The 24,710-nt window shown below is 43.6% G+C and carries 20 protein-coding genes; 10 read left to right on the top strand and 10 right to left on the bottom strand.

The annotated features are described in order from the left end of the window. Positions 1-404 precede the first annotated feature (404 nt). Positions 405-1,157, bottom strand: a complete 753-nt coding sequence (locus F6K63_RS30525) for a 4'-phosphopantetheinyl transferase family protein (RefSeq protein ID WP_287314054.1) — start codon at positions 1,155-1,157, stop codon at positions 405-407. Positions 1,158-1,393: 236 nt separating this feature from the next. On the opposite strand from F6K63_RS30525, the gene F6K63_RS30530 reads away from it, so the two are divergent. Beyond that, positions 1,394-4,663 carry a phosphoenolpyruvate carboxylase gene (locus tag F6K63_RS30530; protein WP_287266670.1) on the top strand — a complete coding sequence of 1,090 codons (3,270 nt, stop codon included), beginning with the start codon at positions 1,394-1,396 and terminating at the stop codon, positions 4,661-4,663. 247 nt (positions 4,664-4,910) lie between these two features. On the opposite strand, the gene F6K63_RS30535 is transcribed toward F6K63_RS30530, so the two are convergent. Continuing rightward, the gene (locus tag F6K63_RS30535) at positions 4,911-6,011 is read right to left on the bottom strand and encodes a serine/threonine-protein kinase (RefSeq protein WP_008188015.1); all 1,101 of its coding nucleotides are present in this window, start codon (positions 6,009-6,011) and stop codon (positions 4,911-4,913) included. Positions 6,012-6,170: 159 nt separating this feature from the next. On the opposite strand from F6K63_RS30535, the gene F6K63_RS30540 reads away from it, so the two are divergent. Beyond that, complete coding sequence (locus F6K63_RS30540) at positions 6,171-6,920, top strand: DUF561 domain-containing protein (RefSeq protein WP_008188016.1); 750 nt, start codon at positions 6,171-6,173, stop codon at positions 6,918-6,920. Positions 6,921-6,941: 21 nt separating this feature from the next. Here the strand turns inward: F6K63_RS30540 and F6K63_RS30545 are convergent, their stop codons facing one another. Both F6K63_RS30545 and F6K63_RS30550 read right to left on the bottom strand, forming a co-directional pair. Further along, the gene (locus tag F6K63_RS30545) at positions 6,942-7,148 is read right to left on the bottom strand and encodes a hypothetical protein (protein ID WP_287314055.1); all 207 of its coding nucleotides are present in this window, start codon (positions 7,146-7,148) and stop codon (positions 6,942-6,944) included. A 177-nt stretch (positions 7,149-7,325) separates the two neighbouring features. Then, positions 7,326-8,453: a DegT/DnrJ/EryC1/StrS family aminotransferase gene (locus tag F6K63_RS30550; protein WP_287314057.1), complete on the bottom strand. Its 1,128-nt coding sequence runs from the start codon at positions 8,451-8,453 to the stop codon at positions 7,326-7,328. A 116-nt stretch (positions 8,454-8,569) separates the two neighbouring features. On the opposite strand from F6K63_RS30550, the gene F6K63_RS30555 reads away from it, so the two are divergent. Further along, on the top strand, positions 8,570-9,349 hold the full coding sequence (locus tag F6K63_RS30555) for an ABC transporter permease (RefSeq protein WP_287314059.1): 780 nt from the start codon (positions 8,570-8,572) through the stop codon (positions 9,347-9,349). 33 nt (positions 9,350-9,382) lie between these two features. Here the strand turns inward: F6K63_RS30555 and F6K63_RS30560 are convergent, their stop codons facing one another. Then, positions 9,383-9,895: a Ycf51 family protein gene (locus F6K63_RS30560; RefSeq protein ID WP_008188021.1), complete on the bottom strand. Its 513-nt coding sequence runs from the start codon at positions 9,893-9,895 to the stop codon at positions 9,383-9,385. A gap of 824 nt (positions 9,896-10,719) precedes the next feature. Here F6K63_RS30560 and ychF point away from each other — a divergent pair. From ychF to F6K63_RS30590, 6 genes are all read left to right on the top strand, one after another. Next, a complete protein-coding gene (gene ychF, locus F6K63_RS30565) occupies positions 10,720-11,811 on the top strand; it encodes a redox-regulated ATPase YchF (protein ID WP_008188024.1) in 1,092 nt (363 codons plus the stop codon). Positions 11,812-11,838: 27 nt separating this feature from the next. After that, entirely contained in the window at positions 11,839-12,195 is a 357-nt protein-coding gene (locus F6K63_RS30570) for a phage holin family protein (RefSeq protein ID WP_287314060.1), read from the top strand. A 323-nt stretch (positions 12,196-12,518) separates the two neighbouring features. Continuing rightward, entirely contained in the window at positions 12,519-13,316 is a 798-nt protein-coding gene (cobM, locus tag F6K63_RS30575; RefSeq protein WP_287314062.1) for a precorrin-4 C(11)-methyltransferase, read from the top strand. Positions 13,317-13,351: 35 nt separating this feature from the next. Next, positions 13,352-13,783: a zf-TFIIB domain-containing protein gene (locus tag F6K63_RS30580; protein ID WP_287314063.1), complete on the top strand. Its 432-nt coding sequence runs from the start codon at positions 13,352-13,354 to the stop codon at positions 13,781-13,783. A gap of 107 nt (positions 13,784-13,890) precedes the next feature. Beyond that, positions 13,891-14,376, top strand: a complete 486-nt coding sequence (locus F6K63_RS30585; protein ID WP_287266683.1) for a flavin reductase family protein — start codon at positions 13,891-13,893, stop codon at positions 14,374-14,376. A gap of 263 nt (positions 14,377-14,639) precedes the next feature. Then, positions 14,640-14,993, top strand: coding sequence for a phenylpyruvate tautomerase MIF-related protein (locus tag F6K63_RS30590; RefSeq protein WP_287314064.1), 354 nt, complete (start codon positions 14,640-14,642; stop codon positions 14,991-14,993). Between the two features lie 104 nt (positions 14,994-15,097). Here F6K63_RS30590 and F6K63_RS30595 read toward each other — a convergent pair whose 3' ends face one another. After that, complete coding sequence (locus tag F6K63_RS30595; RefSeq protein WP_287314065.1) at positions 15,098-16,105, bottom strand: Rpn family recombination-promoting nuclease/putative transposase; 1,008 nt, start codon at positions 16,103-16,105, stop codon at positions 15,098-15,100. 682 nt (positions 16,106-16,787) lie between these two features. Continuing rightward, the gene (locus tag F6K63_RS30600; protein WP_287314066.1) at positions 16,788-17,045 is read right to left on the bottom strand and encodes a hypothetical protein; all 258 of its coding nucleotides are present in this window, start codon (positions 17,043-17,045) and stop codon (positions 16,788-16,790) included. A gap of 610 nt (positions 17,046-17,655) precedes the next feature. Between F6K63_RS30600 and F6K63_RS30605 the strand changes: the two genes are divergently transcribed. Next, a complete protein-coding gene (locus tag F6K63_RS30605; RefSeq protein ID WP_287314068.1) occupies positions 17,656-21,111 on the top strand; it encodes a HEAT repeat domain-containing protein in 3,456 nt (1,151 codons plus the stop codon). A 175-nt stretch (positions 21,112-21,286) separates the two neighbouring features. On the opposite strand, the gene F6K63_RS30610 is transcribed toward F6K63_RS30605, so the two are convergent. The 3 genes from F6K63_RS30610 to F6K63_RS30620 form a co-directional block, all read right to left on the bottom strand. Next, positions 21,287-21,994 (bottom strand): hypothetical protein, encoded by a 708-nt coding sequence (locus F6K63_RS30610; protein ID WP_287314069.1) that lies wholly within the window; start codon positions 21,992-21,994, stop codon positions 21,287-21,289. A gap of 949 nt (positions 21,995-22,943) precedes the next feature. After that, positions 22,944-23,363: a DUF6174 domain-containing protein gene (locus F6K63_RS30615; protein ID WP_287314070.1), complete on the bottom strand. Its 420-nt coding sequence runs from the start codon at positions 23,361-23,363 to the stop codon at positions 22,944-22,946. Positions 23,364-23,585: 222 nt separating this feature from the next. Next, positions 23,586-24,491: an AAA family ATPase gene (locus F6K63_RS30620; protein WP_502708387.1), complete on the bottom strand. Its 906-nt coding sequence runs from the start codon at positions 24,489-24,491 to the stop codon at positions 23,586-23,588. Positions 24,492-24,710: the final 219 nt, after the last annotated feature.

Genomic DNA, 24,710 nt, shown 5'->3' on the forward strand with positions numbered 1-24,710 from the left:
CCCTATCAATCTATAGGCATACCCCTATAAAAAGGTGTGGGAGATGTGACAATCTATCCCTACTTAGTGCCATTTTACGGTAAGATTATACACCCGTTCGGGGTGAATGGGTGTTGAGGCTCCCCCGGTCACCCCTAATATCAATTCTGGTTGAATACCCATCAATTTTGGGGCCCGGGCGCGGGGAGGGTGGGGAGGGTGGAAAGTGTGGGGAGATGGGAACCCACCCCTAACCCCTCCCAGGAGGGGAATATGGGGAGATGGGGGAAATTTTTATTAAGGGTAATTATCCTGACATGATATAAGCGATCGCATTCCGATGCAAACTACTTGATCTGGTTCAGTTACGATTAACCAGTTAGGATTACGGCCTAATTTTACCCTACACCCAGTCACTCCACACTCTAACCAGGGACTGATTCCTCGGTGTAATCAAAACAACTTAACTGCCAATCTTTTCTTTCGACAACCAACGAGGCAAAGTAACCCGGCGCAGGGGTTAAACCAGCTATAGACCAAGGGTAAACTGCCTGAGGGTCTTTGTTGATGCTCAGCAAGGCAGTCGGTTCAGCTGGATTTACAGAAACTTCCACTTGTTCCAAGCCAGCTAGTCCTTCACCAATTGCTTTGAGATAGGCTTCCTTACTCGTCCATCCCTGAAAAAATGCCTTGTGCTTTTGCTCCTCAGACACAGAACAAATCACGGCATACTCTTGGGGGGAAAAGAAACGTTGAGCGAGTTGCTCAGCATCTGGCATTGGTCGCAGATATTCTAGGTCAACGCCAATGCGCTGATCCTGGGTAATAGCATACAGAATTAGTCCATGAGAGTGAGAAACATTAAAACGGAGTCTTCTGCCCCCAGAGGTTTCCTGGAGTGCTGGCTTGCCCCGCTTTCCATAACAAAACTCCACTTGGCGTGGGTTCATGGCCAAATAGCGACCCAAGATTTGGCGCAAAAGACCCCGACCTGCTATAAAATGCTTCCGATCCCGCTCAAAGTAAAATCGCTGAGCTCTTTGCTGCTCGTCCTCAGAAAGAGTAGTTGCCAATTTTTCAATCAATAATTCACTCAGCTCCAACTGCGCACGCCAGAGATGGACATCATGGTTCAATAGTTGCAAATCTGTTGGGGGAAGTAGCCACACTGGGGTCATGGTTCAAGAAAAACTTATTAAGCTTAGCAGTTTCACAGTTACACCCAATAGTCAAATTTCATAAATTTAATGATTTTTACAGATACTCAACAAGTTGGTTTAGTATTAAAGTTAATGTAAAGATGTTAAGCTTCCGTGAGCTTTACCAAGAAATTTAAATTCTTGTTCCTTAATTACTCCAAAGAACCTCAAACCCGTAAAATAGATTAGCTTTGTATAGGGAATAGATAGAGCTTATGAGTTTGCTCCCATCTCCATCTAATCAAGAATCAACCTTCCCCGCTACTTCTGACCTGTTTCTGCGCCATCGACTTAAAGTTGTAGAGGATATGTGGGAATCTGTTCTCCTATCTGAATGTGGTCAGGAACTCGTCGATTTACTCAAGCAACTGCGGGAATTGTGTTCTCCAGAAGGACAAGCAACTGAAGATCCTCAATCCTCAGTAGCTGATTTAATCAAGCAGCTTGACCTTAATGAGGCTATCCGAGCATCACGGGCGTTTGCCCTTTACTTTCAGCTGATTAATATTGTTGAACAACATTATGAACAGCGAAATCAACAACTCTCAAGACGCCGCTCCTACCGAAGAAGCACTGAACCCGAGTTAACCCCCTTATCCCAAGGTATTTTAAAAAATGGTAATTCGTCTTTGTCAACTGTTGTAACCGTTGACAAAGAGGTGGAAATAGGCAATCAGGTTACTCAACCAGGGGCTGCGGTTACCAATGTTATTGAAAAGAGCCACCAGGAAAACCAAGGATCGGAAAGAAAATTAGGGCTACTAGATTGGCTATTTCCCCACTTGCACAAGCAAAATGTGCCACCTGGTCAAATTCAGCGGCTGATTGAGAATCTTGATATTCGCTTGGTTTTCACCGCTCACCCCACAGAAATCGTCCGTCGTACGATTCGGGGTAAACAGCGACGGATGGCTAAGATTCTGGAACAATTAGACCAAGCGGAGCAAACCTATGGTACCTTAGGAATCACTTCGTCCTGGGAGGTGACTGAATGTAGCCAAAAGCTGATGGAAGAAATTCGCCTCTGGTGGCGCACCGATGAGCTACATCAGTTTAAGCCGGGAGTACTTGATGAGGTAGATTACACTCTTCACTACTTCCACGAAGTACTGTTTGATACAATACCCCAATTGTATAGTCGTTTCAAGCAAGCGTTGAAGGGTTCATTCCCCTGGCTGAACCCACCCGCTAAGAACTTCTGTCATTTTGGCTCTTGGGTAGGGTCAGACCGGGATGGTAATCCGTTTGTCACTCCCCAAATTACCTGGCAAACTGCCTGCTATCAGAGGAATTTGGTGCTGGGTAAATATATAGATGAGGTTAGGCGTCTGACCGAATTATTGAGCCTGTCGTTGCACTGGTGTGATGTGCTACCGGAACTGTTAGACTCTCTAGAACAAGACCGCTCTCAATTGCCAGAGGTTTACGAACAGCTCGCCATTCGCTATCGGCAAGAACCCTATCGACTCAAACTGACTTACGTTAAGCAAAAACTCGAAAACACCCGTGAGCGAAACCAACAGCTGGCCAATGGTATGCCTGTACCAGATGAGATGGCTAATGGTAAAAGCTGGAGTTTTTACCGCTCTGGAGAAGAATTCTTGGCAGAACTAAAGCTGATTGAGAGTAATCTGGTGGAAACCGGGTTGAACTGTCGTGAGTTAGATAATTTAATCTGTCAGGTGGAAATTTATGGCTTTTACCTGGCTCACCTAGATATTCGCCAGGAAAGTTCTCGCCACTCAGAAGCCCTGAGTGAAATTGCTGAGTACCTGCAAGTTTTGCCTAAGCCCTACAACTTGCTATCGGAATCCGAAGCATGCTTGTGGTTAACCGCTGAGTTGCGAACCCGACGTCCATTAATCCCAGCAGAACTGCCATTTTCGGAAAAAACCTGCGAGACTATCGAAACCTTCCGGATGGTGCGGCAGCTGCAACAAGAGTTTGGTCCCCAAATCTGCCAAACCTACATTATCAGCATGAGTCACACGGCCAGCGATTTGTTGGAAGTCCTCTTGTTGGCGAAGGAAGCTGGTCTGTATGACCCAGCCACTGGTAAAAGTACCATTCGCGTGGTGCCACTGTTTGAAACAGTGGAAGACCTTAAGCGTGCTCCAGCAGTGATGAAATCCCTGTTTGAGCTACCCTTGTATCGTGCTAGTTTGGCTGGTGGATATCAAAAGTTGCAGGTTAGCCCATTAAACCTTGGCCAAAAGGCCACGCTACGCGAACAACCAAATAACCTTGGCCAAAAGGCCACGCTACGCGAACAACCAAATAACCTTGGCCAAAAGGCCACGCTACGCGAACAACCAAATAACCTACCCTACTCGAACGCCAAAGCTGAACAACCAAATAATCTTCAAGCTTTAACCTCTCCTAACTTACAAGAGGTAATGCTCGGCTACTCCGACAGTAATAAAGATTCTGGCTTCCTAAGTAGTAACTGGGAAATCCACAAAGCTCAGAAAGCCTTAGAGCATGTGGCTCAAGAGTATGGTATTGTTTTACGGATTTTCCATGGTCGTGGTGGTTCAGTGGGTCGTGGTGGTGGTCCATCTTATGAAGCTATCCTGGCGCAACCGGGTCGCAGTATCAATGGCCGAATCAAAATTACCGAACAGGGGGAAGTCCTTGCTTCTAGGTACTCTCTGCCAGGATTAGCGCTCTATCATCTGGAGACAATAGCCACAGCAGTTATTCAAGCTAGCTTACTCAATAATGGCTTTGATGATATCCAGCCCTGGAATGAAATTATGGAGGAGTTAGCTCAGATCTCCCGTAGCCATTACCGAGCTCTGATTCACGACCAACCGGATCTGGTAGATTTCTTCCATCAAGTGACACCAATTCAAGAAATTAGCCAGTTGCAAATTAGTTCTCGCCCTGCACGGCGTAAATCAGGGAAGAAGGATTTAAGCAGTCTGCGGGCAATTCCTTGGGTCTTTAGTTGGACTCAAAGCCGCTTCCTGCTACCGAGCTGGTACGGTGTTGGCACTGCCCTACAAAGCTTTGTTGATCAAGCTCCAGAGGAAAATATCAACCTATTGCGCTGTTTCTATTCAAAATGGCCCTTCTTCAAAATGGTCATTTCCAAAGTAGAGATGACCTTAGCCAAGGTGGATCTACAAATTGCTCACCACTATGTCAAGGAACTTTCAAACCCTGAAGACCTGGAACGCTTCGAGCATTTGTTTGAGCAAATTGCTAAGGAATTTAACCTGACCCGCAACTTAGTCCTGACGATTACAGGACACCAAACACTCCTAGATGGCGACCCCAATTTACAACGGTCTGTACATTTGCGTAATGGTACCATCGTTCCCTTAGGATTTTTACAGGTATCTTTGCTCAAACGCCTACGTCAACATAGCAACCAGGTAACATTGGGTGTGGTTCAATCCCGGTATAGTAAGGGAGAGTTACTACGAGGAGCCTTATTGACGATCAACGGTATTGCTGCTGGCATGCGTAATACTGGCTGACATGTAAAAAATAAAGGTAAGCTATCAGCTATCAGCGTGTCGCGTATCAGCTGATGGGCATAGGGCACGCTACTTGATGTGCTGATCGGCATAGGTCACACTACACCGAACAGCTTTTGAATAAAACAGGTCAGCATTCATTTAATCTGAGTTACGTAAAGCTGACGGCTGACGGCTGAATGCTTACCAATTAAGGATGAAAAACTAACTTTTTTTGTCCGGAATCATTGTAATGGCCAATTTAGCACTAATGATTAAATAGGTGTTCAACTCTTTGTATATCCTTCTGGCGGTGTCTGGCTTGCATCCTTTGTTTCCATTCTCGAATCGCGATCGCCGTTTTTTCTGTAGGAGGTGTATACTTCTGACTTTTCCCGGTGTTTTGCTTTGCCTGTCGTTGGTGTTGATTAGCTTGAGGTTGAATAACTAGAAACTCGTCAAGATTCTCTTGAAGTAATTTATGATCCAAGGCCCTTAGGATCGCTCTTGCGTTTGAATAACGCTCTTTGAGGGAAATAGCCAGCATTCTGTTGAGAATATTAGCAAAGGAATCACTCAAGTCCAATGCTTTGCCCCACTTCAGTTCACTAGTTTGGCGATCGCTCTGAAATTTTAGGGGGGCTTTTCCAGTAAGTAGGTAAAGACAGGTAACCCCTAGGGAATAAATATCACTGCTATACACAGGTCGTAGGCTAAACTGTTCCGGTGGTGCAAATCCTACCGTACCGATGAAATGGGTAGTTGGGTTTCTTACACTGTTATCTGATGCTTGGGCAATTAACTCCTTAACTGCCCCAAAATCAATTAGTACCAACCGACCATCATCATTAGAAAGAATAATATTCTGAGGTTTGATATCACGATGTATTACCCCATGGTCATGGATATACTGCAATAACGGTAGTATGTCTCGCAGAAAACCTTTAACGGCTCCTGGGGATAAGCAACCAGAACGCCTCACCAACCTAGCTAGGGTAATGCCTCGAATGTACTCTTGAACCAAGTAGAATTCTCCATGGTCTACGAAATAATCGAGCAACATGGGGATCTGGGGGTGAGTCCCCAGTTTGTTCAAAATTTTTGCCTCTCTCTCAAACCGCTGACGAGCATTATGTAATGCTTTTGGATCACTGAATTTGGGGCAAAGTTGCTTGATTACACAAAACGGCTGACCCGGTAAGGATGTATCTTTGGCTAGAAAGGTTACACCAAAACCACCTCGACCAATCATCCGTAACACTTCATAGCGTGCGCGAAACAGCTGCTTTTTGCCACAAAGCTGACCTAACTCGGTATTCTTTAAGACGTCACTGTGAAAAGGAGATAGCTTGACTTGGGGGAAATTCATTTATTTGTATATAGAAGGAGTAGCCATCAGCACCGATCTGCTTTTAGTTTAGGCAAAAATATAGGGGTTTGGATGAATTCTTCAGAGAGAAAAAAAATTTCCTACAGTTAATTAAAAATTAGGTAAAGTTGGTTGATAATACAGGGGTAAACAGAAAATATGACTATGCATCACAAACTAAACGAAGCCTTAAACCAAGGTCGTTGCCTGAAAGTAATTAGTGGCTTAAATAATTTTGATACCCAGAAAGTTGCTGCTGTAGTTAAAGCAGCTTCACGGGGTGGAGCGACTTTTGTCGATATTGCCGCCTGCCCCGATCTAGTCAGGTTGGCACGAGGGTTAACGGATTTACCAATTTGTGTTTCTGCTGTAGAACCAAAGCAGTTTGTTATTGCTATCCAAGCTGGTGCTGATCTGATTGAAATTGGTAACTTTGATAGCTTTTATGCTCAGGGGAAGTGGTTTGATGCTTCCGACGTATTGGCACTGACCATTGAAACCCGTAAATTATTACCCAATATAACCTTATCAGTAACTGTCCCCCACATTCTAAAGTTAGATCAGCAAGTAGAACTAGCGGCAGAATTAGTCAAAGCAGGTGCCGATATTATTCAAACTGAAGGGGGTACCAGCAGTAAACCTCGCTCCGCTGGCACCTTGGGTTTAATTGAAAAAGCGGCACCAACCTTGGCAGCTGCCTATGAAATTTCTCGTGCTGTCTCAGTACCAGTGTTGTGTGCTTCCGGGTTATCCAGTGTGACCCTTCCCATGGCCATTGCTGCTGGTGCTGCTGGTGTTGGCGTTGGTTCGGCTATCAATCAGTTAGATAGCGAAGTCGCAATGGTAGCAGCGGTTCGCAGCTTGGTAGAAGCCCTCCAAGGGGTCAAGGGTAAAGAGGTGAAGGTTTGATGGTTGTTCGCGTAGCGTGGCCTATTGGCCAAGGTTATCTGGTTGAAGGTTATCTGGTTGAAGGTTATCTGGTTGAAGGTTGGATGCTTGAACGGTTGGATGCTTGAACGGTTGAACGGGACGCGCGTGCCTATTGGCCAAGGTTGTTCGCCTTTGGCGTTCGGTGTAGGGTAGGTTTGAAGGTTGGATGCTTGAAGGGTTGTTCACGTAGCGTGGCCTTTTGGCCAAGGTTGCATGCTTGAAAACTAGTCTTCTAACCTTCAACCGGTTAACCTTGGCCAATAGGCCACGCTACGCGAACAACCGGTTAACCTTCAACCGGTTAACCTTGGCCAATAGGCCACGCTACGCGAACAACCAGTGAACTTTCAACCTGTTAACTTTTAACCTGTTAACTTTTAACCTTCACCCTAAACAGTCCTTCAATCCATAAACCACCTGTTGCTGTTCCTCAACGGTAAGTTCTGGGAACATTGGCAGGGACAATACTTCATGGCAGACTTGCTCAGCAACTGGAAACTGACCGATTTGATAGCCTAAGTCTTTGTAGACTGGCTGCAAGTGTAACGGCAGGGGGTAATAGACCATAGAACTAATACCTGCCTGCTTTAATTTTTGGCGCACCTCGTCCCGATAGTTGCTATTGCTACTATCTTGAGTTAGGCGAATGGTGTACTGGTTCCAGACGGAGTTTCCCCCAGGGGTTTCCCGAGGCAGGATTATCTCAGGTAATGGCTCCAATAACTGGTGATACCGGGTTGCTACCTGACGACGGGCATTGTTCCAGCCATCGAGATAGGGTAGCTTTACGTTAAGAATAGCCGCTTGTAGGGCATCTAAACGGCTGTTGATGCCATTGACTTGATGGTAATAGCCCGAGCATCTGCCATGGTCTCGCAGCATCCGTATTGAGGCCGCAATAGTTTTGTCATTGGTAGTTACCGCACCACCATCGCCACAGGTTCCCAGATTCTTGGTGGGATAGAAGCTAAAGCAACCAATATGTCCAATACTGCCAACCTTTTTTCCCACCCATTCAGCACCAGTCCCTTGGGCGCAGTCTTCAATGACTGCAAGACAATGAGTCTTGGCGATATCCATCACAGCAGTCATATGAACTGGCTGTCCGAATAGGTGAACTGGTATAATTGCTCTAGTATTATGGGTAATCGCTTTCTCAATCTGATTGAGATCGATATTAAAGGTTTCGGCATTGATATCGACAAAGACTGGGGTAGCACCAACTTCAGCAATTACTTCAGCGGTAGCGATAAAGGTGAAGGGTGTGGTAATTACCTCATCACCAGGTCCGATATCTAAAGCTCGCAGGGCGAGATAGAGAGCGTCTGTACCAGAGTTACATCCAATGCATTCCAGGGTACCGGTGTAAGCGGCAAACTGTTGCTCAAAGTGCTCTACCACTGGACCACCAATATAACGTCCAGATGAAAGAACGTCACCGACAGCAGCACTGACTTGTTCTCCAATAACTTGGTACTGCCGTTTTAAGTCAAGAGGGGGTATAGTATTCACTTTTTCCTCACACCTTTAATTGCTTTTAATTAAAACAGAATTTTTCGCAAAAAGGGTTCAAATTTTACCTGCACGATCTGACACAATGGATGAAAACAAATTAGCTGTGGTGGTTGGTGGATTCTTTAATTGAACTCGATCTTAGCGATTTAGGGTGGGGATTGGCCATGATGGCGATCGCAATTGGTTTATCCAGCTGGCAAAGGCTGGGTTTGGAAGTTCAACTAGCGATCGCAACTGGCCGAACTATAGTACAACTCATTGTTGTGGGATATGTGCTGGCTGTGATTTTTGCCTTAAATCACCCCATCCCTGTTTTAGCTATTTTAATGGTAATGCTGATTATTGGTACGATTACTGCCCGCAATCGGATTAGTAACCACAAGATACCGAGATTGTTACCGATAGTATTCAGTTCCCTGTTTTTCAGTACAGCATTGACCTTAATCTATACAAATCTATTGATGATTCAACCAGAACCTTGGTATTCACCCCAGTACCTGATTCCCTTAGGAGGTATTGTGCTGGGCAATGCCATGAATGGGGCTGCGATCGCAGGGGAACGCTTAGTTAGCACCATTAGCAATAGCACTCTAGAAATCGAAACCCATTTAAGCTTAGGGGCAACGGGACAACAAGCAGTAGCCGGTTACCGTAAGGATGCGATTCGGGCTGGGTTGATTCCTACTCTTAACTCGATGATGGTAGTGGGACTGGTGACTTTACCGGGAATCATCACAGGTCAATTGTTAAGTGGTATTGAGCCCTTGAATGCTGCTTCCTATCAGATCTTAATTATGTTTATGCTCGCATTTACTAATTTGATCGCAACCTTATTGATCACTTATGGGTTGACACGGCAATTTTTTAATCAGTATGAGCAGTTAACGATATAGCAGTTATCAATATTGATAACTGCTATATACTCCTTACTCTTGAGGCAATTGAGCAAATTCTTCGGAATAGACTTCAATCACCATATCTGGATCATCACGCTGAGAAAGCGATCGCATAACCTGACCCAACAATACCGGCTTGGATACACCAGCTTCCGGATGGATAATCGTCCGGGCTCGAATTGTTAACTGGTTATTTGCGCCACCGAGGCGTCCATAGGAATAAAAATTACTAGCAGCTTGGCGCAGTGTCGCTTCTACTTCTGACTCTGTAGCACTAGGGGGCAAAGCAATTACCGTTTGGTTGCCACCATTATCGTAGACTACAGTATATCGGATTGCCCCTGGAATGGTAGTACGGGTAAACGGTACTAAGGATAACGAGAAAAAGCTAGCCGTTAGCACCAGCATAAACCCAGTGACTCCCACCAGGCGAAACCGGAGACCCCATTTGAAGATAAAACCGAGTATAGCAATCAAGCCACAGGCTAAAGTCAGAATACCTGCCCATTGAGTGTAGATCAGAAAATCAGCTGTTGTTGGCATAGTTTAGAGATTTAGTAATATAGCATTTTTATTTGACTTGTGAATATACTCCCTTAAGGAAAGGCAAGAGGCAAGAGTTAATCAAGTATAGAAGGATTTTTGGCCGCGCTGCATCTTAACGTAGGGTGGGCAAATTTTTCTGATCTATAATACTCAAAATTACCCTACTATTTTTGCCCACCCGACCAGTAAAAAAAATACAAATTCAATTAGGGTTAGGGTGGGCAAATTTTTCTGATCTATAATACTCAAAATCCCCCAACTATTTTTCCCTATCCTACAAGCTAGAGGATTTTTTGCCCACCCTACAAGTAAAAAAAATCCTAATTCAAGTAGGGTGGGCAAAGTTTTCTGATCTATAATACTCAAAATCCCCCTACGGTTTTTGCCCACCCTACAAGCTGAATCTTACTGACTATATAAGGATTTAAGGATTTTTGGCCGTGCTGCATCTTAAAGTAGGGTGGGCAAATTTTTCTGATCTATAATACTCAAAATCCCCCTACGGTTTTTGCCCACCCTACAAGCTACTAGATGTTGCTTACGACTATCACGTTCCTGTTCAAAAGACGTAAATTTATCTGGTTTAGCAATAGCCCTAAGGAGTTTAGTTGAAACTGGTTTAATTGAGACCATCAGAGATCACTAGAGACCATTTATTAAGTAAAATTATAAAATAAAATTATAAAATAAAATTATAAAATAAAATTATAAAATAAAAACCAAGAAGATAAGCGATAATTGGGACAACAGTAGAACAACTGGCCGATCGGTTCAAGTTTCTATTGCCCATTGTCCATTTTAAAGTACTATAATATACTGCTATGCTAAGAGCTGGAATTGTTGGACTGCCCAATGTAGGCAAATCAACCTTATTTAATGCCCTAGTTGCCAATGCCAAGGCAGATGCTGCGAATTTCCCTTTTTGTACCATTGAGCCGAATGTCGGTGTAGTTGCTGTCCCAGATCAGCGGTTGCAGGTTCTGGCCAAGATTTCTGAATCTGAGAAAATTGTGCCAACTCGGATTGAGTTTGTGGATATTGCTGGTTTAGTCAAGGGAGCCAGTAAAGGGGAAGGCTTGGGTAACCAGTTTTTAGCCAATATCCGAGAAGTCGATGCCATTGTCCATGTGGTGCGCTGCTTTGATGATGATGACATCATCCATGTTTCCGGCTCCGTTGACCCAGCTCGGGATATTGAAGTCATTAATTTAGAATTAGCCTTAGCTGATTTAGGGCAAGTTGAACGCCGGATTGAGCGTACCCGGAAGCAAGCTCGTAGTAACAAAGATGCCAAGATGGAACTTGATGCCTTGGAAACCTTGAGTGCTGGGTTGAATGAAGGCAAATTAGTGCGCCAGATTAGTTTAACAGAAGAAGAAGCCGAGTCAGTCAAGCAATTGGGGTTACTGACCAGTAAGCCAGTTATCTATGCCGCTAATGTATCTGAAGATGACTTAGCCACTGGCAATGACTGGGTCGAGCAAGTGCGGCAAATTGCTGCTACCGAAGATGCTCAAGTGGTAGTGGTTTCTGCTCAAGTAGAGTCAGAACTAATTGAGTTACCTGAGGAAGACCGAGAGGATTTTCTTCAGTCCCTTGGTGTAGAAGAAGGGGGATTAAAATCATTGATTGGCGCTACCTACGAATTGTTGGGTTTACGTACCTTTCTGACCACTGGTCCCCAGGAAACTCGGGCGTGGACTATTGCTGCTGGTATGAAAGCCCCCCAAGCGGCTGGGACAATTCACTCGGATTTTGAGCGAGGCTTTATTCGGGCAGAAACCATTGCTTATGGGGATTTGGTAGCTGCTGGAGCGATGACCGCTGCTAAGGAAAAAGGGTTAGTTCGCTCAGAAGGTAAAGATTATGTTGTACAAGAGGGAGATGTGATGCTTTTCCGCTTTAATGTGTAAGTAGTGGTGCTCTAAAAGGTGATACCCATGGATATTATTAGTCTTTTAATTGCCTGTTTGGTTACTGCCGTCAGTTTGTTGATCATTTCCAAACTCCCAACTGGTGTCGAGATTGATAGTTTTGAGAAAGCGTTGGTTTCAGCAGTGGTGTTCGGCATTCTCAATGCCCTATTGAAACCAATCCTGGATGTTTTATCTCTTCCTCTGACTATCTTGACTGTTGGGCTTTTTGCTATTGTGGTCAACGCGATTATTTTTGGCTTAGCCGCTGCTTTGGTAACAGGATTCCGACTTCGCTGGGGATTTTGGAGCGCTTTGATTGGCGCAATTGCCCTTGGTTTCGTTAATTCCTTGATCTATAAGCTGCTCGGAACCTTGGCTTGATTGTTGGTCACTAACTGGTAAACACACAGGTAAAAGACAGGTAAACACACAGCTTAAGCTGTCAGCTCTCAGCCGTCAGCTAATCAACGGGAGATAGTAAACAAGCATCTGGGTTACTGGTAGGACTGCTTGAAAATCCCTGCTCGTTTTACTCATCTGACCCCGTGCAGCGATCGCGCCTGCTATCAGCTCTCAGCTTTTGAATAAAAAAGCTGAGAGCTGACGGCTGAGAGCTGACGGCTGACCGCTGAGAGCTGACGGCACCTCAAGTAGCGCATATGCTTACCAAAATACTATCTCCTAAAGCATAATTCCGAAACTATATGAATTCAATCGCACCAGCAGTCTACATCATCGGTGCTGGACCAGGGGCTCCAGACTTATTAACTGTCAAAGCCTTAAAAATCCTCCAAAAGGCAGATGTTATTATAGTGGCAGATTCTCTAGTGCCCAAACAGATGTTAGAGAGTGTTCGTGCTGATGCCGAAATTATTCGCTCTGGCAACAAAACCCTAGAAGAGATTGTGCCACTGATGATTGAACGAGTGCGATCGCATAAATCTGTGGTCAGGCTACACTCAGGAGATTTGACTCTATATAGTGCTATCCACGAGCAAATGCAAGCTCTCTCAGAAGCATCTATTCCCTTTGAAGTTATCCCAGGCATCAGCGCCTTTCAAGCAGCAGCAGCAAACCTTGGTGTTGAGCTAACTATACCGGGATTAGTACAAACAATTATCCTGACTCGAATTAGTGGTCGTGCTTCTGCTGTGCCCGACTCAGAGGAATTAGCATCCCTAGCTGCCCATCAAGCTAGTCTGTGTCTCTATCTTAGTGCTCGTCACGTAGAAGCGGCTCAAGCCAAACTCCTAAAACACTATTCTGCCGATACACCGGTAGCTGTTTGCTTCCGCATTGGCTGGCCAGATGAAAAAATCTGGCTAGTGGACCTTGACAAAATGGCAGCAACTACTCATGAGCACAATTTAATTCGGACAACCCTTTACTTAATCAGTCCGGCACTAAAGACGGCTTTAAACCGTGATGGCCTTAAAACCCGTTCCCGTCTCTATCATCCCGAACACTCTCACCTCTTTCGTCCTCACCCTTCTATTGTATAAGATATATGATATAACATTAATTTTTGTGTGAAAGTGTGAAGGAACTTAATTGCCCAACACTTAATTGCCCAAAGTGTAAAGGAAAATTAGAGCCAGTTACCTGCCATGACATTGAAGTAGACCGCTGTGTCAACTGCAAAGGCATTTGGTTTGATTCCCTGGAGGCGGAAATACTCAAAAAGATTAAAGGTTCTGAGAGTCTAGATATTGGAGACCCGGGAATTGGCTCTGAGCTGAATAAGATCAATGATGATATTTGCTGTCCCCGCTGTGGAGCGAAAATGATCCGCATGCTTGATATTGATGAGTACACCATCTGGTACGAAAAATGTTTCGAATGCCACGGGGTTTGGCTAGATGCTGGGGAATTCAGGCAGTATAAGCATAATTTTCAGCCCAGAGGTGTTCTATATCGAGTTAAGCGCATGTTTAGAGCCCAAAAGGACATCCCCAATCCTGTCTTTTAAAAGGGAAAATTCTGTAAACTAATTGGGATTGACCGTTCGCCCAGCGTCGGGCTTTGCCCAAAAGCTCACGCGGGGCGCGTTCACTAAGAACTTAGGGAGAAAGACTCGTGCTAGACGAACAAGCGAAAAAGACCATGCTGCGCAAAATTCCCCATGGTCTATATATCTGTGGGGTCAGGGATGGTGAAGAAACAATCAATGGCTTTACGGTGAGCTGGGTGATGCAGTCTTCCTTCAAACCGCCACTAATCGTTAACTGTGTTAAACAAGACTCTGGATCCCACGCCATTATTAAGAAAACAGGAGTATATGCCCTTAGCTTCCTCGATAGTGGGCAAAAAGATATGGCAGCAAAATTTTTTAAACCCCAAAGTCGCGTTGGTAATAAGTTTGCTGATGTAGAATTTTACTTCGGAGAAGTAACTGGTTGTCCGATCATTTCTGACTCCCTCGGTTATGTAGAATGCCAGGTCAGAGGAACTGTGGAAGAAGGCGATCACACGGTCTTTGTTGCTGAAGTCGTTGGTGCTGGCATTCATCGGGAAGGAGATCAGTTGTTGCTGGAAAACACTGGTTGGCAGTATGGCGGTTAGAGCAATCACCAATCAGCAATCAGCAATCAGCAATCAGCAATCAGTTATCAGTTATTAGTTCTCAGCTATCAGCTTTCGGCTTGTGGCCAACGGCTGACGGCACCTCAAGTAGCGTGAGCTTTTAGCTGACGGCTAACGGCTGACCGCTGAACGCTGACCGCTGAACGCTGACCGCTGACGGCTGACGGCTGACTGCTGATGGCTGACTACTGACCGCTGAAAATTTATCTTCAAAAGCTCAACTAGGGTGTGATATCAAGACTATGCCGCTAATTAAAGTTCAAACTTCCATTGATGCTCCAGAATCAGCAGCGGTTGAAGGGTTGCTGAAAAACCTGTCAGGAAAACTAGCCGAGCATGTGGGGAAACCAGAAACTTATGTGATGACAGCGTTTGAGCCTGGTGTGGCTATGACCTTTGCTGGTAGCTTTGACCCAGTTTGCTATGTGGAAATTAAAAATATTGGCACCATGAAGCCAACTCAAACTAAGGCCATGAGTCAGGATTTTTGCAAGACGATTAATGAGACCTTGGGTGTAGCACTTAACCGAATTTATATTGAGTTTGCTGATGCCCAGAGACATATGTGGGGTTGGAATGGCTCAACGTTTGGTTGACCTTAGGGAATAGGGAGCAGGGAGCAGGGAGCAGGGAGCAGGGAGCACCTCAGAAATTGTGTATCTCACAAGTCGTATAATTGCTATATATGGCTTTAATCCCGCTAACTTGAGTGTTCCTGTAGCCAGTCAAGCAAATCAGGGCTAGTCTGAAAATCCCACATGGCATCTGCTAAATTATCTAAATCCTGGGAATTCAACCCAACGATAGCTGCACTCAGTTGTGAAGCTATTTCTGGGAAACGGCGCTCCAGCTGTCCTAATAGTAAGCTTCTTTTGCCTTCTTTCCTACCTTCAAGTCTTCCCTCTTCCCTACCTTCTTCCCTACCTTCAAGTCTACCTCGAATTTCTGCCTGTTCAATCTGTTCGATTTGCCATTGCGCCTCAAACTCTTGGGTACTCAATATACTTGCTTCGTAACTTTTGTTGTTCATATAACGCTTGTATGCCGCTCTTTCTTCGTCTGAGAGATTATTAACTCTTAGGGTTTCCTTGGCTTCCACCATGCCTAATGCTCCAAATTCCTCCTTGATCTCACTGTTTTTGAGAAAATAGATCCATTCGTCTAGGCTGTTTTTCGCTATCCCCTTAAAGTTCTTTACTTTCAGCAGGTAGTATTCTGGAAAGATATCTGCTACTTTTTCAATGGTATATTTTTTTTCTTGAGCTAGGGTAGGTTCCAGGATATCTCCTTGATTCACTCCCATGAACTCCGAGCGTAGACGATAAATATAGTCATCTCCCTTACCGAGGTTAAAGTAGACGATATTCACTGAGTAGATTTTCCGAATTTTGCCGTACTCTTCCCCTTGTTCAAGATATTCGGTGACTAGTTGGGAAACACCGTAGAGCATCCGATGAAAATAATCGAGTTGGGAGTTGTTTTGCACTTCGATCAGGACTAACTCGGAGTTTTCGGTTTCCGCCAGAATATCGACACGGTTGCTTTTATCTTCCTCTGTCTGTTGATTGCCTTCACTTTCGAGAAGGGTTTGGATTTTGATCGGTGTATGTAATAACTCGCTTAAAAACCCTTCCAAGACTACATAATTGGCTTTATTGCGCAGTAGTCTTTTGATGGCCCAATCAAAGCGTATATGTCTGGTAGCCATGGTTGGTGTCCTGGTATGACTAGATATATTTTAGGGTAATAGCTAATAGGTAATATAGCAATTATATGACTTGTGAGGTACACAATTTCTAGATTTTAGGGAGCAGGGAGCAGGGAGCAGGGAGCAGGGAGCAGGGAGCAGGGAACAGGGAGCAGATAAGAATAAATAGGAAAGAGGGAAGAGGTAAAAAATAATGTGTACCTCATGAGTCCTAGAAACGCTATATATTTCGCCAACAGCATCCGGGGCGGGCTGTCCCAGGCGCGTAGAGGAGAACATGAAAGCATGCCCGCCCCTAACACACCCTACGCAACTAGCTTACTTTTGACTTCTGACTTCTAACTTCTGACTTGCGCGTAGCGCTATGCAAGCCCGCCCCTAACACACCCTACGCAACATCTCCCCGATTCCCTGATCAAAAAAAAAAAAATTCGGTCAAGTTCTGGTTAATTCCAATCCTTGACCGAATTTTTTCTTGTAATAGTCAATAGCCCTAGGGTTTTTGACTATGTGTTCACCAAATCAACAACATACCAACTTAAGTTTGATACTTTAGACTTCGTACTTTCTCCTGAGTTTTGAGCTGTCGCCGCTGTCGCCAGGGATTGGCATCCCTGGCAAGTTGCTATCTTAATCTAGCGATGCAGCGCGGTCTTGGGGGTTTCCCCCATGAGCGACTGCATCAAGACACCAACAGATATCGACTCAAGACACTGATCACCTCACCAGAATTTCCGGTAGGTTGAGGAGCGCTCCACTCATGAACTTGTGCGTAGCCACGGCTATAAAGATTATAGATGGTGACCCGCACGATTTTCGGAGAACCGATCAATATATGTTTGATTTGCTCCCGTCCTGGCTGGGCTTGGCCAGATAATTCAGGGAAATGAGGATTGTTGGGATTATACTCAAAGTTGGGTAGAAAGTTTTCGATATCCATAATGTTTTTTGCTGTTGATTATTGGGACATTTTTATGTTAATAAATAATTATTTGTTTTGTCAAGTATTTTTCAAAAAAAAATTGCTATTTTTTTCAAATGGGGGGGTATTAATTAAAAAAATAATATTGTTTTATATATTTTTTTATCTTAATTTTGCAGTCAAAATTATGTATTTTATTAAAATTTTTATGGCTTTATATTACATTTTTTAGCTGGATCCCCCCCAGCCCCCCTTTGATAAGGGGGGAGTAATTAAAGTCCTGTTTATCAAAAGTTTAACTCCGGAAAGTCCCCCTTGTTAAGGGGGATTTAGGGGGATCAAAACCCAGGAATTATGGGTTAGATTGAGGGCATGCGATCGCTTAGCGTGACATGCAGGTCAATCGCGTAGCGTAACCTTTGCTCAATCCCATAGCAGCTCAGAGCCTCGCCTTTTTATCAGGATTAAAAATTAAAGGAAGAATTTTACATCAGTAGTTCCTAGCTACTATTGCTTGCTCTAGGATTTATTAAAATCATGTAACAAACTATTACAGCTTTTGGGCAATTACCAATTCCCTGGATCCAGGGCTATAATTAAACTAGTTAAATAAAATAATTAGATATCGATGTTTGAACTATTGTTATCATTTGTTACTAGTCAAAGAATATCAAAAATAGCGACATCTTTATTAAATGGTTGTGCGACAGCAGTGGGTAAGAATATAGCTCCATCCCTGAAAAAAACTGATATCGAAAAAGCTATCAAAGCTGGAGAAAAAGCGGTTAAAGAATGGAATAAAAAACTCGATCGTCAACAGCGTTTATTTGTTGACACTCCTCTGAATCCATTTAATAAATTTAAAAATTATAATTTTTTGCGCAACTATTTTACTAACTCGGGGGTTGTGGCGGAATTACAGAAACCGTTAATTAATAAAGGCAATCCAAACCGGGATATTTTAATCAAAGCATTTCAAAAGCAAGCTGAAGCCAACAACATTAAACTAAATCAAAAAGCCAGTCTACAGGATTGGATAGAGACCTTTGTTAAGGCTTATGTTCAGAATACTCCTACTTATATAAAATTTCAGGTAGCCAAAGAAAATTATTGTGGCCAGTTAGTAAAACGGCTTAATGATGTTACATTTGCTGGCATGGCTGTGGCTGGGCAAGATGTAGAAAAATCGGAGAAATTAGCCCAGATTTTTGTAATGCCAGATGTGGTGGAGGAGGTGGCAACTGCTAGGGATTTGGAATCGAAGCGTTTACCAGTGGAAAGTGGTGAAAAACCAGAAAGGGCGGTGTTCAAAAATATAACTCCTAGAAAATTTTTGGCTGATCAGTTATTGATTCAAAATCAGTCAAGACGAGTAGTGATATTAGGTGCGCCAGGCTCTGGTAAAAGCACCTTAATGAGTTATTTTGCCGTAATGTTAGCTCAGAGCAAGGCTGAGGTTTTGGGGTTAGATCCTGATACTGACTGGCTACCGATTTTAATTAGGATACGAGACGTCGTCAGCAATCCAGATCAAAAGCTGATCGACTATGCTCGTATGTTTGCTGAAAATAAGATGTCAGTGAAATCTTTACCAGTGGGATTTTTTGACCATTATTTGTCTGATGGTAGAGCGTTAATATTGCTGGATGGTTTGGATGAAGTAGCAGACGACTATAAACGGAATGAAATTGTCACTAGCATCAAGAGTTTTTTAAGCAATTTTAACAGAAATCCGGCGATTATTACATCTCGCCCCGCTGGTTATCGACCGGACTTTTTCCGCACTGATGACTTTCCTCACTATCAAATTGAACCCTTTGATGACCAGAATATTTCAGACTTTCTTAATAACTGGTATCGTAGTAGGGTGACAGACAAAGCAGAAGCCGAAAGGCGCAAGAAGAGTTTAATAAAAGCTCTAGATGATAATGACCGGATTAAGCTGTTGGCACGGAATCCGTTATTGTTGACAATTATTGCGTTGATTCATTGGGATAAAGAGAAATTGCCCAAAAAACGGTTTGAGCTTTATCAGAAAGCAGTGGATACCTTCTTAAAGTGGGATGCTAAGAGAAAGGGAAGAAGTGATAATCCGTTGAGGTATTTGGATTTCGAGGATAATGTATCTCCGTTGATGGAATATTTGGCTTATTGGATTCATACCCAGGGAAATCTTGAAGATAATGACAGTGGCACGCTAATTCACCATAATAATTTGATTGACCAGTTGAAGCAGCAGATTAAAAACTTAAAGCCGAATAAGGTGAAGCCTCATCAGGCAAGGGAAGAGGCGAAACGATTTGTAGAATTTATTCGCGATCGCACTGGTTTGTTGAATGAGCAGGGGCAAGATTGTTATGCTTTTGTTCATAAGACCTTTCAGGAATATTTGTGTGCTAAAGATATTCACGAGCGGGCAGATGATGATTTTGATATTGTTTTGAATCACATTCGGGAGCATTTGCATGACTCCCACTGGCGCGAAGTGTTGCTATTGCTGATAGCACAACAAAAACGGAAGAAAGCGGCGAAAGCGATTAAGATAGTTTTGAATAATAAGAGTGACTATGAGCAGTGGTTGCATCGGGATTTGTTGTTTGCTGGTAATTGTTTGGCAGAAGACCCGAGTTATTTGCAGATTGCTGATAGTGAGTTAGTGCAAGAGATTTTGGAGCGGTTGGTTAAGTTGGAGGTGAGTGGTGACGAGCGGGTTGGTTATAATATTAATCACGAGGTTTATCAAATAATTTGCAGTTTCTATGAAACGGATTTTCAGGCACCGGTATTGGAATTGTTGAAAAACCAATCTGATTTAATTGATCAGGAACGATTGCTGAACTATCGAGCTGAATTAGGGGAAAAAGATCAGGTAATTGAAATATGGCTAGAACGACTGAAAGATAATGACTCTGATGTGCGTATAACGGCAGCCTCAGCCTTGGGTAAATTGGGCAACAGCTCAGAAACCGTAGTCAACGGTCTACTAGCACTCCTTGAGGATAATGACTCTGATGTGCGTATGAGTGCAGCCTATGCCTTGGGTGAATTGGGTAACAGCTCAGACACCGTAGTCAACGGTCTACTAGCACTCCTTGAGGATAATGACTCTTCTGTGCGTAGTAGTGCAGCCCATGCCTTGGGTAAATTGGGCAACAGCTCAGACACCGTAGTCAAGGAAAACATAGTCAACGGCCTACTAGCACTGCTTGAGCATCATAACTCTGATGTGCGTATGAGTGCAGCCTATGCCTTGGGTGAATTGGGTAACAGCTCAGACACCGTAGTCAACGGTCTACTACCACTGGTTGAGGATAATGAATCTTCTGTGCGTATGAGGGCAGCCGATGCCTTGGGTAAATTGGGCAACAGCTCAGACACCGTAGTCAACGGTCTACTACCACTGGTTGAGGATAATGAATCTTCTGTGCGTAGTAGTGCAGCCTATGCCTTGGGTAAATTGGGCAAGGACTCAGAAACTGTAGTCAAGGAAAACATAGTCAAGTCTCTACTACCACTGGTTGAGGATAATGACTCTAATGTGCGTAGTAGTGCAGCCTCAGCCTTGGGTGAATTGGGCAACAGCTCAGACACCGTAGTCAACGCCCTACTAGCACTGCTTGAGGATAATGAATCTGATGTGCGTAGTAGTGCAGCCTCAGCCTTGGGTGAATTGGGCAACAGCTCAGACACCGTAGTCAACGGCCTACTAGCACTGCTTCAGGATAATGAATCTTATGTGCGTATGAGGGCAGCCGATGCCTTGGTTCAATTGGGCAACAGCTCAGACACCCTAGTCAACGGCCTAATAGCACTGCTTCAGGATAATGAATCTTATGTGCGTATGATGGCAGCCGATGCCTTGGGTAAATTGGGCAACAGCTCAGACACCGTAGTCAACGCCCTAATAGCACTCCTTGAGGATAATGACTTTTTTATGCGTAGTAGTGCTAGTAGAGCCTTGGTTCAATTGGGCAAAAGATCCATTATCCCCACTTTAACCGAATGGATTGAACAACACCAGGATTCAGACTATGTGGGCAATGGTATTGATGTGCTGTGGAATTTGGTTGTATATAGGGAATAGGCAGTAGGGAGCAGGGAGCAGGGAGGGTTTTGCGTACGCTCCCATTGTAGACTAGGAAGTGGATTGGGTTTTGCGATCGCTCTCTTGTAGACTAGAAACTGGATTGGGTTTTGCGATCGCATCGATTGTGACTACAAAACTCGATAAGCTTTTGCGCACGCATTCCAAATCCCAGTCAACGAGAAATAGACCGACTATTACAATAGTTCCGGTAGCCTCTAATATAATCGTTAACCATATCAATCGCTTCAGGGCGCATGTTTCGTTGACGGGGAAAGTCCTTTAATACCGAAAAAACATTCTGGTAAACTGCACACCAATTCCCAATCCCTGCCCGTAATGACTGTTGTGCCCGAACCAGGCTACGGATGAAAGCAATAGAGAAATCTTCAGGATCCTTCACAACTGCTGCATCCAATAATAATAGAGCATTTGCTCGCTGAACTTGTCCCAGACTACTGCTTGATCTAGAGCGATTGGCTACTGCAACAACGCTCTCCAAAGTTGGGTCATCCATGGCTAGTAAATAGCCTAGCGCTAGGGCTTCTGCTGCCGTTAACATCTCAAGGGTAATGGCTGATGGCTGCTGACTACGGCTGCGAGCAATATACTCAAGATACTGATTAGCCCTCTGGCTCGGCTCAACAGAAAACCCAAGTTGGTTGATAATCGCTGCTCGCACATCATGGGTAATGGCTGAGTTGCTTAGAGTTCGGAAAACGTTGTCATCAACTCCATAAACCGACACATATCTAATCAGATCAAGGTCTTGATATGCCTTAGCAAAAGGAGTACTGGTTAAGGGACTATCCGCCAACGCTACTGGAGCAGCTGTAACTATACAACCTACCACAACAGGTGTCAGTAATGGTGTAATTTTCATTATATCACTTTTTAACTTTGTGAGCTTGTAGGGTGGGCAAAAACCGTTGAATTATTTGGATTATTATAAATAATATTACTTTGCCCACCCTACTTGGGTTTTAGTTTGTAGCTTGTAGGGTGGGCAAAAACCGTTTAGTTCTTTTGATTCTTCTAGATTAGATTACTTTGCCCACCCTACTCATCTACTCATCGGTCTTGTAGGGTGGGCAAAAACCGTTGAATTATTTGGATTATTATAAATAATATTACTTTGCCCACCCTACTTGGGTTTTAGTTTGTAGATCGTAGGGTGGGCAAAAACCGTTGAATTATTTGGATTATTATAAATTAGATTACTTTGCCCACCCTACTTGGGTTTTAGTCTTGTAGGGTGGGCAAAAACCGTTGAATTATTTGGATTATTATAAATTAGATTACTTTGCCCACCCTACTTGGGTTTTAGTTTGTAGCTTGTAGGGTGGGCAAAAACCGTTGAATTATTTGGATTATTATAAATTAGATTACTTTGCCCACCCTACTCATCTACTCATCGGTCTTGTAGGGTGGGCAAAAACCGTTGAATTATTTGGATTATTATAAATTAGATTACTTTGCCCACCCTACTTGGGTTTTAGTCTTGTAGGGTGGGCAAAAACCGTTGAATTATTTGGATTATTATAAATTAGATTACTTTGCCCACCCTACTCATCTACTCATCGGTCTTGTAGGGTGGGCAAAAACCGTTTAATTATTTGGATTATTATAAATTATATGTAAGCATTCAGCAGTCAGCGGTCAGCCGTCAGCTTGTTTTATTCAAAAGCTCTTTGGTGTAGCGTGCGCTATGGGCATAAACTCTTTCGGTAGCGTGGCGACAGGCTATCAGCTGATAGCTGATAGCTGATAGCTGATAGCTGATAGCTGATAGCTGATAGCTGATAGCTTACAATTATATTACTTTGCCCACCTTACTTTAATTCTTCCAAATTCCCAATAGTCAAAGTTCTTTCATCATCCGCCATCTCTGCTCTGAAGTCCATATCGATTTGAGTTGGATAACCTAAGGTAGGGTCGTAGGTAACATCAAGCTTATAATAATCCTGATCAATAGCCTTTTGGACAACATCGAAAAGCTTCGAGACGGAATCATAGTTGTCAAAAAATTTACGATTAACTGGTTTGCCGCTATCAGCAGCAACAATGGAAGTGGTTTCACCATTACGGATTTCTACCACAACTGGCTTAGTGACTTCACCAATACAATAGCAACTTACCTGCAATCTATACCGGTAGTTATCAAGCTTTTGAGTTTCCCAACGTTCCTGGTTTTGTTCCAATAGCTGCTCAGGGGAAGGATCACTAGCACAAGCGGAAAGTGGCAGAATCATCACTAGTAATCCTAGCCAACAATAGCGATAGAGTCTGGAGTGTAGCGTCATAGTGTTCGAGTCAACAAGTAGAGCGACCAATCATAATTCGGGATAGTTGACGAATCCGCTAGTGATTTTGTTGCCATTCTCGGTAGGGGGGCGGAGGCAAAAACTTACTGACTCTCCTTTACTCAGCCTTGATGCGATAGTCAGATCAATGTTTACTGGTCTTGTAGGTATCTAACTATCCAGCCCACTAACAAAGGGAACCGCTCCATATCGACCTTTTAGGTAGCCTTTCTGTAGAGATTCATCCTCACGAATTTGAAAATCTAGTAAGGAATAGAGCTTAGTGCTATTGTTGCTATCTTTTTCCGTGAACCATATCTGGTCTTGATTTAATATATCTCGATCTAGGAAAGTTGTATCGTGGGTGGTAACGATCAATTGAGCATTATTCTGATTAGCTGCTTGATTATTAAATTCTTTGATTAAATAGGTTGATATTTCTGAATGTAAGCTGCGGTCTAGTTGATCAATAATTAAAATTTCTCCATTATCCAAAGCATTTATCCAATATCCTCCAATTTCAAATAATCGTTGGATCCCATTTGATATGTCGATATGATCTCCCTTGATTAATTTTAAAAAATTGTCACTATAATTAGTATATATATTAAATTTTAAAGCAGTAAAATTATAATAGTCTTGAAACCTTGCTGGAATTAACTTTAACTTAGAGCTAAACCAGATAAATATCTTTCCTAACTGAGGATGGTTATTTTGGGCCGCATGAGATAGAAATAAAGAATTGGGGCGAACAAAACCCTTAATACGTTCCTTCTCGCCTTTCAGCCCTCGCCCAAAATACCAATCATACTCCTGTTCTTCTGAACGATAGTTACGCTCAAACCACGTTTGAGGACGTCCTTTGGGATACGCGATTAGCCACTCTTCGTACACCCGCTCTTGGTCTAAGGAAAATCCGTATTGGTAGCGAATATTATCCTGAATGAAAATAATTTCAAAACAGCTCGGCTTCTGCTGGCAGTCAGCATTTAACCGAAATGGTTCGATATTCTCCCATCGAGTGCCAAGCTGCATGCCAGTGGCCGACTGGAGCACAATCTGACGCATAGTCTGCATTGCACGCACCAGATTACTCTTCCCGGAAGCATTAGGACCTTGACATCTCCCCCGGTTAAAACACGGAGGATTCTATGAGGATGTTACGCAGTAGCGGTTTTCCCGTACTGCTATCGGCTTTCGCCGACGCTTCGCGAACACTTCTCATTCGATATGATTTTTTAAGAGAATTAAAAACGTCATACCGATGCGGGAGTGTCAAAGCTCCCCTACCCACCT

The sequence above is a fragment of the Moorena sp. SIO1G6 genome (assembly GCF_010672795.1).
Classification (GTDB): Bacteria; Cyanobacteriota; Cyanobacteriia; order Cyanobacteriales; family Coleofasciculaceae; genus Moorena; species Moorena producens.

What these genes read in the sequence shown, in the direction of transcription:
- F6K63_RS30525 (WP_287314054.1), bottom strand. Translation starts at nt 1,157, where the DNA reads ATGACCCCAGTGTGGCTACTTCCCCCAACAGATTTGCAACTATTGAAC.
- F6K63_RS30530 (WP_287266670.1), top strand. Translation starts at nt 1,394, where the DNA reads ATGAGTTTGCTCCCATCTCCATCTAATCAAGAATCAACCTTCCCCGCT.
- F6K63_RS30535 (WP_008188015.1), bottom strand. Translation starts at nt 6,011, where the DNA reads ATGAATTTCCCCCAAGTCAAGCTATCTCCTTTTCACAGTGACGTCTTA.
- F6K63_RS30540 (WP_008188016.1), top strand. Translation starts at nt 6,171, where the DNA reads ATGACTATGCATCACAAACTAAACGAAGCCTTAAACCAAGGTCGTTGC.
- F6K63_RS30560 (WP_008188021.1), bottom strand. Translation starts at nt 9,895, where the DNA reads ATGCCAACAACAGCTGATTTTCTGATCTACACTCAATGGGCAGGTATT.
- ychF (WP_008188024.1), top strand. Translation starts at nt 10,720, where the DNA reads ATGCTAAGAGCTGGAATTGTTGGACTGCCCAATGTAGGCAAATCAACC.
- F6K63_RS30570 (WP_287314060.1), top strand. Translation starts at nt 11,839, where the DNA reads ATGGATATTATTAGTCTTTTAATTGCCTGTTTGGTTACTGCCGTCAGT.
- cobM (WP_287314062.1), top strand. Translation starts at nt 12,519, where the DNA reads ATGAATTCAATCGCACCAGCAGTCTACATCATCGGTGCTGGACCAGGG.
- F6K63_RS30590 (WP_287314064.1), top strand. Translation starts at nt 14,640, where the DNA reads ATGCCGCTAATTAAAGTTCAAACTTCCATTGATGCTCCAGAATCAGCA.
- F6K63_RS30595 (WP_287314065.1), bottom strand. Translation starts at nt 16,105, where the DNA reads ATGGCTACCAGACATATACGCTTTGATTGGGCCATCAAAAGACTACTG.
- F6K63_RS30600 (WP_287314066.1), bottom strand. Translation starts at nt 17,045, where the DNA reads ATGGATATCGAAAACTTTCTACCCAACTTTGAGTATAATCCCAACAAT.
- F6K63_RS30605 (WP_287314068.1), top strand. Translation starts at nt 17,656, where the DNA reads ATGTTTGAACTATTGTTATCATTTGTTACTAGTCAAAGAATATCAAAA.
- F6K63_RS30610 (WP_287314069.1), bottom strand. Translation starts at nt 21,994, where the DNA reads ATGAAAATTACACCATTACTGACACCTGTTGTGGTAGGTTGTATAGTT.
- F6K63_RS30615 (WP_287314070.1), bottom strand. Translation starts at nt 23,363, where the DNA reads ATGATTCTGCCACTTTCCGCTTGTGCTAGTGATCCTTCCCCTGAGCAG.
- F6K63_RS30620 (WP_502708387.1), bottom strand. Translation starts at nt 24,491, where the DNA reads ATGCAGACTATGCGTCAGATTGTGCTCCAGTCGGCCACTGGCATGCAG.